General features: G+C 52.7%; 14 protein-coding genes. 7 read left to right on the forward strand and 7 right to left on the reverse strand.

From position 1 onward, the window contains the following. Positions 1-43 precede the first annotated feature (43 nt). From CDH47_RS11495 to dinB, 6 genes are all read right to left on the reverse strand, one after another. Complete coding sequence (locus tag CDH47_RS11495; protein WP_100640036.1) at positions 44-772, reverse strand: response regulator; 729 nt, start codon at positions 770-772, stop codon at positions 44-46. A 178-nt stretch (positions 773-950) separates the two neighbouring features. Beyond that, a complete protein-coding gene (locus CDH47_RS11500; protein ID WP_100640037.1) occupies positions 951-1424 on the reverse strand; it encodes an FKBP-type peptidyl-prolyl cis-trans isomerase in 474 nt (157 codons plus the stop codon). Then, a complete protein-coding gene (locus CDH47_RS11505) occupies positions 1424-3634 on the reverse strand; it encodes an acetyl-CoA hydrolase/transferase C-terminal domain-containing protein (RefSeq protein ID WP_100640038.1) in 2211 nt (736 codons plus the stop codon). The genes CDH47_RS11500 and CDH47_RS11505 overlap by 1 nt, the downstream gene beginning before the upstream one ends. 206 nt (positions 3635-3840) lie before the next feature. Then, entirely contained in the window at positions 3841-4170 is a 330-nt protein-coding gene (locus tag CDH47_RS11510) for a hypothetical protein (protein ID WP_100640039.1), read from the reverse strand. 243 nt (positions 4171-4413) lie between these two features. Continuing rightward, a complete protein-coding gene (locus CDH47_RS11515) occupies positions 4414-5451 on the reverse strand; it encodes an NADP(H)-dependent aldo-keto reductase (protein WP_100640040.1) in 1038 nt (345 codons plus the stop codon). Between the two features lie 46 nt (positions 5452-5497). After that, a complete protein-coding gene (dinB, locus tag CDH47_RS11520) occupies positions 5498-6562 on the reverse strand; it encodes a DNA polymerase IV (RefSeq protein WP_100640192.1) in 1065 nt (354 codons plus the stop codon). 115 nt (positions 6563-6677) lie between these two features. Here dinB and CDH47_RS11525 point away from each other — a divergent pair, with 115 nt between their 5' ends. The 5 genes from CDH47_RS11525 to minE all read left to right on the forward strand — a co-directional run bounded on the left by CDH47_RS11525 (position 6678) and on the right by minE (position 9236). Next, positions 6678-6956 carry a DUF1244 domain-containing protein gene (locus CDH47_RS11525; RefSeq protein ID WP_100640041.1) on the forward strand — a complete coding sequence of 93 codons (279 nt, stop codon included), beginning with the start codon at positions 6678-6680 and terminating at the stop codon, positions 6954-6956. Further along, positions 6956-7342 (forward strand): HopJ type III effector protein, encoded by a 387-nt coding sequence (locus CDH47_RS11530; RefSeq protein ID WP_100640042.1) that lies wholly within the window; start codon positions 6956-6958, stop codon positions 7340-7342. The genes CDH47_RS11525 and CDH47_RS11530 overlap by 1 nt, the downstream gene beginning before the upstream one ends. Next, the gene (gene minC / locus CDH47_RS11535) at positions 7339-8088 is read left to right on the forward strand and encodes a septum site-determining protein MinC (RefSeq protein WP_100640043.1); all 750 of its coding nucleotides are present in this window, start codon (positions 7339-7341) and stop codon (positions 8086-8088) included. Before CDH47_RS11530 ends, minC begins: the two co-directional genes overlap by 4 nt. 80 nt (positions 8089-8168) lie before the next feature. Further along, complete coding sequence (minD, locus tag CDH47_RS11540) at positions 8169-8981, forward strand: septum site-determining protein MinD (RefSeq protein WP_100640044.1); 813 nt, start codon at positions 8169-8171, stop codon at positions 8979-8981. Between the two features lie 3 nt (positions 8982-8984). After that, the gene (gene minE / locus CDH47_RS11545) at positions 8985-9236 is read left to right on the forward strand and encodes a cell division topological specificity factor MinE (RefSeq protein ID WP_100640045.1); all 252 of its coding nucleotides are present in this window, start codon (positions 8985-8987) and stop codon (positions 9234-9236) included. A gap of 87 nt (positions 9237-9323) precedes the next feature. Here the strand turns inward: minE and CDH47_RS11550 are convergent, their stop codons facing one another. Continuing rightward, entirely contained in the window at positions 9324-10331 is a 1008-nt protein-coding gene (locus CDH47_RS11550) for a DUF2804 domain-containing protein (protein WP_100640193.1), read from the reverse strand. 135 nt (positions 10332-10466) lie between these two features. Between CDH47_RS11550 and CDH47_RS11555 the strand changes: the two genes are divergently transcribed. After that, a complete protein-coding gene (locus CDH47_RS11555; protein ID WP_100640046.1) occupies positions 10467-11207 on the forward strand; it encodes an START domain-containing protein in 741 nt (246 codons plus the stop codon). A 71-nt stretch (positions 11208-11278) separates the two neighbouring features. Then, the gene (locus tag CDH47_RS11560) at positions 11279-11776 is read left to right on the forward strand and encodes a CBS domain-containing protein (RefSeq protein ID WP_100640047.1); all 498 of its coding nucleotides are present in this window, start codon (positions 11279-11281) and stop codon (positions 11774-11776) included. Positions 11777-11794 lie beyond the last annotated feature (18 nt).

Raw genomic sequence — 11794 nt, forward strand, 5'->3', positions numbered from 1 at the left:
AGCGTCGGCCGGAACACCCATGCCGACGCCAAAGACTGAATCGTCAGACTTCCTTCACAAACAGGTAGCCTTTGCTTCGAACGGTCTTGATTCTGCGGGGATGGACTGGATCGTCGCCAATTTTTGGGCGAATCCGGGAGACCCGAACGTCAATAGACCTGTCCTGACCATCGTACTCAATACCTCGCAAGGCAGTGAATATCTCTTCCCGACTCAACACACGGCCAGCATTACTCGCCAACAACCACAACAGATCGAACTCTGCACTGGTCAGATCAATACTTTCATCGCTAAGCCAGGCTTCGCGCATTGAACGATCGACTACAAGACTGTTGAACTGCAGGCGTGAAGGCTCCTCAGCATTGGCTTCTTCCGCGTGGCTTTGCGCACTTTCCGTTACACGACGCAGCATGGCGCGGATTCGGGCCAGAAGCACTCGAGGCTTAACGGGTTTACTGATGTAATCATCTGCGCCCATCTCAAGGCCCAGCACTTGGTCGAGATCGTCAGTGCGAGCCGTAAGCATGATGATTGGGCCAGAGTAAAATGGCCGCACACGGCGACAGATGGAAAGACCATCTTCTCCTGGCAACATCAAATCCAACACAACAAGATCTGGTTGCTCGTTTCGAATTCGTTCTACGGCAGGGCTTCCATGAGTTTCCAGTGACACCTCCAAGCCATTACTTTCAAGGTATTCGCGTGTCAACTCGGCCAGGCGCTCATCATCTTCGACAATAAGAATTCGCCAACTTTCGTTCGTCTGTTCCACAGGCGTCCATCTCTTATTTTATTATTCCGGGTCAAGTATTTCGTCTGCATCTGACGATACAGACAACCTGATGTAACAGCAATTATACATGCTATTCAGAAATATACATGGATCCGTCATGCGGTTACACCCAGTTACACCGAATGCCCCAACTGGTTTTGGCACTCAACTACCCGATTCACACGAGCAATGGCCGCCCCTGGGCAATTTCATCGGCGGTTGCTTCGCGACGCTCAATGATTTCCAGATCAAAATACAGGGTAAAGCCAGCAAGAGGGTGGTTGGCATCAATCCGGACAAGATTACCGTCAAACCCCATAATCTGAACAATCTGGGCATTGTCGCCGGTATTGGTCTGGAACTTCATACCAACCTGCAGTTTTTCTACCCCCTCAAACATAGACCGGGGTACCTTCCGGACCAGATCTTCCCGGTGCTCGCCATAGGCCATTGATGGCGGAACAGTCACCTCCAGACAATCCCCTGCATTGCGGTCTTTCACTGCCTTCTGGATACCCTCGATGACATCCGGGCTACCGTATAGAAAATGTAAGGGTTCACCGCCTTCTGAAGTATCTACCAACTCGCCGATTTTATTCTTCAGCACGTAGTGAACCGTGAAAACGTCAGGTTTTTCTTGAGAAGCTTGCATCAGGCTTTCGTTTTTCCTGTATCCGATGGATTTTCTGTCAATTGCAGGCCATGAATAACAAGGCGCTGATCCAGTTTTTCGCGCAACCCCGAAGGCTCGCGCAGACCCATTCTCTGCAGAAGCTCGTCATAACGACCATTTTCATCTTTCGCACGAAGGGCCTGTAACAGGGTAGACAGCTTACCACGACGAGTAGCCGTTTCAGCCTTGAGCCTCTTCAGAGCCTTGCCCAACACCAGCTCCTGATCGGTAAAATCCCGACCAAAAGGAAACGCGGGGAACCAGTCTTTATCACCGGCCCCAGCAAACGCCTTGGTAATGGCATCTGGCGTATTATTCAACCAACTGGCTGGCAGACGGAACCTGGAATCCACTTTACCTGCTCTCTGGGCCTGATTGAGAAGATCTTGCTGAAAACGGGAGTCTGCAATGCGGATCAGGCGCAGGTAAACCTGCTCATCGGGCTGGCCACGCAAGTCCGCGATTCCGTACTCTGTGATCACCACATCCCGCAAGTGGCGGGGTATTGTACAGTGCCCATAATTGAAGACTATGTTCGACACCGCTTTGCCACTGACCTTACGGTTGCTGCGCAATGCAATAACAGACCGCGCCCCGGGCAACTCATGGGCCATGGAAACGAAATTGTACTGACCGCCCACGCCACTGAGCACTCTGCCATCCTCAAGTCCATCGGAAATCGCCGCGCCGCTGAGCGTGTACATTATAGCGGTATTGATAAACCGGCTGTGTATCCGCTGAGCGGCTTTGAGCCGCTGATTACCAAACGGATGATCATATAGATGGTTGATAAAGTTAACGCTGGTCATGCAGATGCGGTTACGGTCCTCATCGGTAAGCTCACGCAGCGACTGGTAGAACTGCTGAGGGCCGACATAAAACCCTCCGTGCATGGCAATCCCGCCGGTAAGCCGCTCACCCAAAACCAACTCTTCTATCGCCGCCCTCGCTTCAGAATCGCCCAGATCGGCATTGAGCGAGTGGTCCCCAATCCTTAACCTGCCACCCTTGAACTCAACCGCATCCCGCAGGATGCCGTGTCGCCTCAGCCAGGCCACATCCCGCGCCCGCATGGGTGAGTCAATCAACCCTTCCCGATGCAGTACATCGAGGGTAGCCAAGGAAACCCGCTCTTCAATCTCACCGTTGTTGATCAGGATTTGCAGATCGGCATGATCATACACTTCGCGCCGGAGCACACCCGCTTCCATAAGGTAAAGAAAGCCGTCGACCATCATTTCGCTGCAACCATAAAGACCTTTTTCAAAAGTCCCGGTACCACCCTCCTTTTCGGCCAGGGGGAAGTTTTCAGCAACCTTCAGATAGTCATATACAGCCCGCCAGGCAGCATTGTTCTTATGGCGCAGAATAGTGCTATGCACAAGAGCCGCCCCAAGGGAGCCAATACCCACCTGCAGAGTGCCACCATCTTTAAGCAAAGTGCTGGCGTAAAAGCCAATCAGGTGGTCTGCCGGGCTAATGGCCATCTGTGGCGCAGAAAACAATGGGTGCTCGGAAGCCTGGTGCTCAAACACCATATCAAACTCGTCTTCAGAAATAGCTGCATCGCGCCCAAACCAAGGCATCTGACGATTGATTTCACCAACAACGGCCACCGGGCTTCCTGCTGCTTCCCGCTCCTTCAGAAGCGGCAGCAAGTCGAGACTCAGATCGGGGTTGCAGCTCAGGCTCACCATTCCCGGGGCGTCATGCAACTCACCCGGAGCAACCATTTGCGCCACCACATTAACCCCTAAGTCCACCAGATCTCGAACGGCGTGGGTGTAGTTGGTCGATACGTAATGACGTTGTTGGCTGCGGTTATTGAGGTAGCTTCCAGCCTTGAAGAAAAACTCCGATACTTGCACGTTAGCAGGCAGGCAATTCCTGCTGAGATCCCGCGCATATTGAAGCTCTGGTATGCTGCCATAGAGGCGCTCCAGAAAGGGCCCCATAAAGCGCTTTTCCAGAGACGACTTGCCGCCGGGTGCAAGCAACGAAAGTGCAGTAAAGATATGGAGATTTATTTCAGGATCGTCTTTTGCTCTCTGATAAAGCGCGTTTACCAAACGAACAGGTTTTCCGAGCCCCAATGGCAAACCCAGGGTAATATCTTTGCCAACCAGACGGATTACCTCATCTACGCAGCGCTCAGTACTATTCAAACGCTGCCTGCTGTTTACCGCCATATATAAACCCTCATTGGTTACTCAGAATATAATTACCATTAGAGAATCATCACATGGCACATGCATGCAGACAATGCACCAGATCATAAAACTGGCGCAAAACCAATGTTATGCAGAAACAGACAATAAAGGGCGAAAATTGATTGCGCTTACGGGGTGTAAAATCAGGAGCGAGGGGGAAAACCAGTACTTGCAGAACGACGGAATCAGAAGTTCCACTTCAGATTCAAGCAAGCGCCTTCATTCAACAGCGCTATGCCATGATCAGCCTGGGCCGGCTGGGAGGCGTAATGTTTGCCACTGGTCTTTGCACGCACCAGAGAAAGACTTAGCAAACGAGAGCCGATTTCCGCAAAGGCCATCGCATCAACATCTTCTTCGTCGTAATCCCGGGACATGCGCTGCTGAAGCTCATAGACATACTCGGCTGTCATGGTTTCGCTTGTCGCCTCAAACGCGCGCTCGGACGCCTCAGCGCGAACCACGAAAGCAGCGACATTGAGAACAAGCAGTGTGACAAATATACGAATAATCATGAGACTTGCGGCGACCTTTTAAATCAGGAGAGAAGTTTACTGATGCCATTGACTAAAGTCTAACCTTTGAGTAATAAAAAGATGTGAATTCGCGCGCAAATCCGCCGCTTTTTTGTCACAGCTTTGCGCGCTTTTTGTCAAAAAATGATCACCAAGATTTCTGAATGTAACTCGACCTCTCCCTTAAAAGAAAAACGCATCTCATATCAAGGACTTACCCCAACCCAACAACTAGCCGCTCAATCAAGGGCACGGATAGGTAAACTCCTGATGAATTGCCTCAATAGCATCCAGCGCGTCCTGGCTGAGATTGACACTACAGGAGCCCAGGTTTTCCCTGAGTTGCTCCATGGTCGTTGCGCCAATAATGTTACTTGTCACAAAGCTGCGACTATTCACATAAGCTAACGCCATTTGAGCCGGCGACAGCCCTATATTTCGCGCAAGCTCGGCATAGGCGCGAGTCGCGTCAACACCCCTTTCACTGGTGTAACGGCTGAACCGTTCGAACAGGGTAAGGCGAGCCTTTTCCGGCCATTTGCCCCCCATATACTTGCCAGACAACATGCCAAAGGCCAGCGGAGAATAAGCCAGCAAACCCGTTTGCTCACGATGGGCTATTTCTGCCATACCCACTTCAAACGATCGGTTCAGCAAGTTATAAGGGTTCTGAATACTGGCGATGCGCGGCCAACCTTTCTCTCCCGCCAGGCGCAGATACTCCATGGTGCCCCAGGGCGTTTCGTTGGAAATACCGATGTGCCGGACCTTCCCGGCTTTAACCAGCTCATTTAGCGCCTCGAGGGTTTCCTCAATCGGCGTGGCTTTTTCCTTGGGGTCGGGCTGATAACCAAGCCTGCCGAAAAAGTTGGTGCTGCGATCCGGCCAGTGCACTTGGTAAAGGTCAATATAGTCTGTCTGCAAGCGTTTCAAACTGGCATCACACGCTTCAATGATCTGATCATGGGTAAGGCGCGGGCCATTGCGCAGGTAGCTCAACCCGTTCCCGGGCCCGGCAACTTTAGAGGCGATTACCAGGTCATCACGCCGGCCACGCTGCGCCAGCCAATTACCCAGATACGTCTCCGTCAGGCCTTGAGTCTCTGCCCGGGGCGGAACCGGGTACATCTCGGCGGCATCAATAAAATTCACACCCTCAGAGGTGGCAAAATCAAGCTGTTCAAAAGCTTCCTGCTCCGTGTTCTGCTCGCCCCAGGTCATGGTACCGAGGCATATCATGCTCACTTCAAGACCGGTGGTTCCGAGTTTCCGCGTTTGCATAGTGTCTCCAAACTAATGTCGAATTCGTTAAGCTCTCAATCAAACCTCAATCGAACAGGCGCAGCTGGGTCACCGGGGCGTCGTCATCGCGAAAACGTACCCCAAGACCCAGCAGCCGCACAGGCCGCTCACGATTGGTAACCAGTTCTGTGAGCAGTGGCAGGTAGTCCTCAAACCCTGGCTCTTTTATATTTTCCCGCACGCGCTCCAGAGTGTGGGTAGAAAAATCGCTATAGCGTATCTTTATAAACAGCTTATGTATCGGCTTATCCCGGCCTTTACGAGTAAGGCGAAGATTAAGATCAGCCGCCAGTGATGCCAGCACTGTCTCGCAGGCGGCTATATCTGGCAAATCCTGAGAAAAAGTACGCTCCACGCTCACCGACTTGGCAATTCTGGACACCACTACAGGCCGTTCATCCCGGCCATGGGCCATCTCATGCAGCCGATACCCCTGCTTGCCAAAGCGTTCAATCAACACGTCAACACCCAGCGCCTGTAAGTCGCCACAGGTTTTAACACCAAGCGCATGCAGTTTAGCCGCGGTTACCTGTCCTACGCCAAACAGTTTTTCAACCTTGAGTTCGCGAACGAACCCGTCTACCTCATCAGGCTTGACCACAAACAATCCGTCGGGTTTTTGCCAGTCGCTGGCAATCTTGGCAAGAAACTTATTGGGTGCAACCCCGGCAGAAATGGTAATTCCCATTTCTTTTTCCACACGTTCTCGCAGGTGGCGAGCCATCAACGTGGCACTCCCCTTGTGCTCGGTTACATCTGTAACATCCAGAAAGGCTTCATCCAGGGATAGGGGCTCAACCAGATCGGTCAGCTCCCGCAGAATACTCATCACCTTTTGTGACGCTGCTCTATAGCGAGCCATATCCGGAGGAACGGTAACCAAACCTGGGCATAACCGGCGCGCTTCGCCACCAGGCATGGCCGATCGCACACCATACGCCCGCGCTTTGTAATTACACGTAGTCACCACGCCGCGGCCGCCTTCACCGCCCACCGCGAGCGGCACCTCACGCAGTGTTGGGTCATCACGCATCTCAACGGCGGCATAAAAGCAGTCACAATCCACGTGGATGATCTTGCGTTTAGGCATAATCAGTGGGCTCGCGTAGGGTTTCTGTACATTTATACAGTCTTGTATCTTAAAGTAAGATGCTGAGAATGTCAGGGATACCCTAAACACACACTGCACAGCGTAACGAGGCAACATGTCGAACCCTATCCCGGAATCCAAGCGCACTGAAATTGAAGCTGCAGCGTTTCGCCGCCTGGTTAAGCACTTAGGCGACAACCCCGAGGTTCAGAACATCGACCTGATGAACCTGTCCGGTTTCTGCCGCAACTGCCTGTCCAAGTGGTATCGGGCAGAAGCCAGCGAGCGCGGCTTCGAAATCTCAGACCCGGCAGCCCGGGAAGAGATTTACGGCATGCCCTATGAAGAGTGGAAAGCCCTTCACCAAACCGGTCCAAAACAGGATCACAAGTAATGACTGCAAATGAAGCGGTACGCATCCATCTCGCTTCAATAGATGGTGGCCATGCAGATTTTGATGACACCATGGCACTGATCGAGTACCACTTCGACTACAATCCTGCCGGCTTTCATAACGGCCCGTTATTCAACGCCGCTGGAGACAATGCAGGCTCGTGCAAAATCTTTGCACTGGGCCTGCATTGCAACCTTAACGAGGCAGACACTCTGAAACTTTTTGCCCAGCACTATCAGCAAGTGCTCAACGACCCGGCCGGCAACAGCCATAGCAACATCCGCCAGTTCATCGGCACCGGCTGGTCAGGCATCCGTTTCGAGGACATGCCACTTCGGCCACGCAGCCCGCATGAACCTAACGTCAAGGAAGAGATCCACCCATGAGCGACACCGCTACTGCAAAGGCACAACAAGTATTCCAGTTAAAAAGTGCCAGCGTTTCCATGACGGCACTGGAGCTCTACTACTTCGACAATGACGAATTTGAAGAAACCCTGAAAAACAAAATCAGCCAGGCACCAGGCTTCTTTCGGGATATTCCTCTGATTGTCAGCCTGGAAAAATACGAAGGCCTCGACAGTGAACTGGATTTTTTCAAGATCATCGGAGCTTGTCGTCGCAACAACATCCATGTAATCGGTGTCCGTGGCGGGAACGATGATCAACGCCGTCTTGCTCGAGGGGCTTCGTTGGCGCTCATGCCCGGGGGCGCTCAAAGGGACCGGGAGCACGAAACCTCCGTTGAGGTATCTGAGGCACCCGCAGCGCCCGCCCCACAGGTTGCCAAAGAGGCAGCCGAAACCAAAATCATCAGCCACCCGGTTCGCTCAGGCCAGCAAATTCATGCGCCAGACGGCGACCTGGTTGTCCTTGGCCCTGTGCAGGCGGGGGCAGAAGTGTTAGCCGCTGGCAGCATTCATGTTTACGGCCCTTTGCGAGGTCGGGCGCTAGCCGGGATTCATGGTGCCGAATCAGCAAGAATTTTCTGCCAATCTTTGGAGGCAGAGCTTGTGTCCATCGCTGGACACTATAAAATCTCTGAAGATCTTCAGGACAACGGCTGGAAAAGCGCTGTGCAGATTCAGCTCAGGGACGACCTGCTGGTGGTAGCACCACTGGACAAGGCCTGACACTGGAATCGAACCCAATAATTTGACCGGGCGATAAACCGGCTGGCACGACGAATCCATTGAAATACAGGAAATAGACCTTGGCTAGAATTATTGTCGTTACCTCAGGAAAAGGCGGGGTTGGTAAAACCACCACCAGCGCCTCCATAAGCACCGGCCTTGCAAAGCGCGGCCACAAAACCGTAGTGGTCGATTTTGATGTAGGCCTGCGCAACCTTGACCTCATCATGAACTGTGAACGCCGTGTAGTGTATGACTTTGTCAACGTCATACAAGGCGATGCGACCTTGAATCAGGCTCTGATACGGGACAAGCGGGTCGACACCCTCTATATTCTCCCAACCTCGCAAACCCGTGAAAAAGAAGCGTTAACCAAAGAAGGCGTTGAAAAAGTCATCAACGAACTCTCTGAAACCTTCGATTACATTATCTGCGACTCCCCCGCCGGGATTGAACATGGAGCTCAGATGGCTCTGTACTACGCGGACGAGGCCGTTGTTGTTACCAACCCCGAGGTGTCCTCCGTTCGGGATTCTGATCGCATTCTTGGCATCCTGCAAAGCAAATCCCGTCGTGCAGAAATGGGTGAGGATCCGGTTAAGGAGCACTTGCTGCTGACCCGATACAACCCGGATCGCGTTGAGCGAGGCGAAATGCTGTCGGTAGCAGACGTAGAAGAGATACTGGCCATTCCATTACTGGGTGTGATTCCGGAAAGCCAGGTTGTTCTCAACGCCTCAAACCAGGGCTTGCCGGTTATTCTTGAAACCGAGAGCGATGCTGGCCAGGCGTATGACGACGCCGTTGCACGCCTTCTGGGTGAGGAGCGAGAACACCGCTTCATGACCAACCAGAAAAAGGGTTTCTTTTCGCGGATGTTCAAGGGGGGCTAACGGATGAGTTTCCTCGATTATTTCAGAGGCAAGAAATCAGGCTCCGCCAATGTGGCGAAAGAGCGCTTGCAAATTATTGTTGCTCACGAGCGTGGGCAGCGCGACCAGCCGGACTACCTGCCGCAAATGCAGCAGGAAATACTGGCCGTCATTCGCAAGTATGTGCAAATCAGTGATGACATGGTTCAGGTGGAGGTAGACCGCAACGATAACTGTTCTGTACTGGAGCTGAACGTTACCTTACCCGAGCGCTGAGCCAACTCACGCCCCGTGATGTGAACGAGCGTCGGCCCGCTGTCGGCTGGTTGGCGCTTTTTCATCACCAGGTTACAAACCTTGCCGCTACCAACGGGCGAAGTGATCTTCCATTAACCCCTGCAAGCCTTGCACATCAACCCGGTTACCGCTTTCATCGGTCAGGGTTCCACTGAAAGTGCCCACATATTGCCGGAAATTGGACGCCAGAACCCCCGCATTCAGCTTTTCCTTACGCGCGGTGGCCGGCACGAAGTGCAGATCTACCCGTCCATCTACCGTGGTTACATGCCAGTCACTTCCGGGACTGTAACGATCGAAGCTAAACCGGGCTGCTCCCAGCTTTTGGCATTGCCCATCCAGCCACAGCGCGTTCTCTGTCATGCCGGTTTCGTTAACGCCCGCGGCCAAATTGAGCCCGAGTGAGCGACCATCTGGCAGCTGCCCTGCCAGGCTCGCCCAGTTCCAGGCTGTTTCGCGACGCATGAAGCCACAACTCCAATCAATGGCGCCTCTGGAAGCTTCATCACAGCGCCAAATTTGATCGCCCCAACGAATTTCACCTTCTGCCGGCAGCCCCGCCGACTTGCGGGTGAACACCCAGCCGTTGTAACCCGCAGGGCACACCAGCCGCAAAGGATCAGCATCGTTTTTCAGCGTTAACTCCACGCGGATTCCTCCGGGTGCGGATATCGAGATGGCCCTGCCCCCGGCGAAAGGTAGTATGCGCATAGACACCTTTCCTTTACTGAACGAGGCCTGGCCGTGTTCTGGGTATGGCTCTATCCGGGTACCCATGGCCAAAGGGCTCATAAAGCTCTGTTCAAACATCTGCCCAGAAGCGACATCGTAGAGGTAGAAAAAACCGCTGCCCACAAGCTTCAAATCAACCAGCGCCATACCAAACACCCACCCGGTACCTGTCGCACTCACAAACTGGAACTGGTTGAATCTCAAGCGCCGGGCCAGTTTTGAACGCGGGCGGTCCATCACAGTGCGCAGGTCGTATTCCAGATAGTTTATTTCATCTACTGGCTGCTCAAGTACGCCGGGGGTTATGTGCCCTTTCGCATTAATCAGTTTTTTTATCGTCATTATCATCGTCAGATCAGGCCAATTTATTGGACTGTTCTACCGGGCCACAACCTGGTTCACAATCCCCTGCTTCAGCGCCACAATGCCCGGCACCCCATGATAGACTCTGCCCTATTTTTTCAAGGAAGTGTACTTATGAACAAGACCGAAGCCCATTGCTTTAACCGCTGGGCCTCAGTCATCAGTAGTGCGTTTATTGCCCTGCTGGTTTCTGTTTTGGCGACAACCACTACACTCGCAGCCTTACCAGGAGAAGACAGCGATACCTGGAGCTTGCGCAAAGAAGTTGGTGACATTCGCGTCTACACCATGAAACAGAGCGACTCCAGCTTTCAGGCATTCAAAGCGGAAGCCCTGATTGATGCGCCTATCGAAGCCATTATGGCGGTTATGCAAAACCCCGCCTCTTGCATTGAGTGGTTGCTCAACTGCACTGAGTCCTACGCCATCGGCAAAGGCAACTTTCATCAGCGCTATGCCTATTCCGTAAATGATCTGCCCTGGCCGGTCACTGATCGGGATTACGTTATCAGCATTAGTACTCGGGGCGACAAAGCCTCCGGCGAAATCATTATGGAAATGAGCGCCGTACCTGAAATGCGGGCAGTGATCAGCAACCGCGTAAGAGTTGAACTTTCAAACACCAAATACAGGTTTGTGCCTGAAAACGGCAAAACCCGCATGACCTGGCTGCAACACACAGACCCCAAAGGTGCACTACCCGGCTGGCTGGTTAATTCCCTCTTGGTGGACATCCCGGCAAGCTCCCTTGAAGAACTGGGAAGAGTTGCAGCCAAAGAGCGTTATCAAGGCTTCAGGCTGATATATGATGAGAACGGCCAGTTGGTTGATGTAAGGCAAGCCAGCAGCAACTGAAGAAGGGTGACGGGCCTGGTGTGAAACGCTAAGCTCTGGTGGAAGGACTTCACGCAGCAGGAAAATTTTTAATGACTGTGCTCGCTCACGAGATCATGACGCCCAGCATCAAGGCTGTACCACAATCATGGACAATGGATCGCCTGGCCCGGTTTCTGACAGATAACGAGATTACTGGCAGCCCGGTTACGGATGAGTCCGGTGAAATAATTGGCATTGCTACCCTTAAAGACATCACTGAATTCCGCTGGAATGCCGACCGCTCCGGTTCCAGCGCAGAAAACCAACTCTCCGCTGAGGATCAGCAGGAAGCGCGGCGTTTGCGCATGGTGCTTTTTGAGGAAATGAGCAAAGTACCGGTGGAAGTGCGAGACATCATGACGCCCATCGTACTATCGGTTGACGAAAACACACCGGTGCGCGACATTGCCAATCTTATGATGCAAGAACACCTGCACCGAATATTTATTACCCGAGACTCGAAGATAACCGGTATTGTTACCACATACGATATGCTGAAAGTTATTTCGGATGAGGAGCTTACAAAACGCTGCGCCCGAAATGACTGAACCATCAAAGAGGTAGCG

It is taken from the genome of Marinobacter salexigens (assembly GCF_002806945.1).
Lineage (GTDB): Bacteria > Pseudomonadota > Gammaproteobacteria > Pseudomonadales > Oleiphilaceae > Marinobacter > Marinobacter salexigens.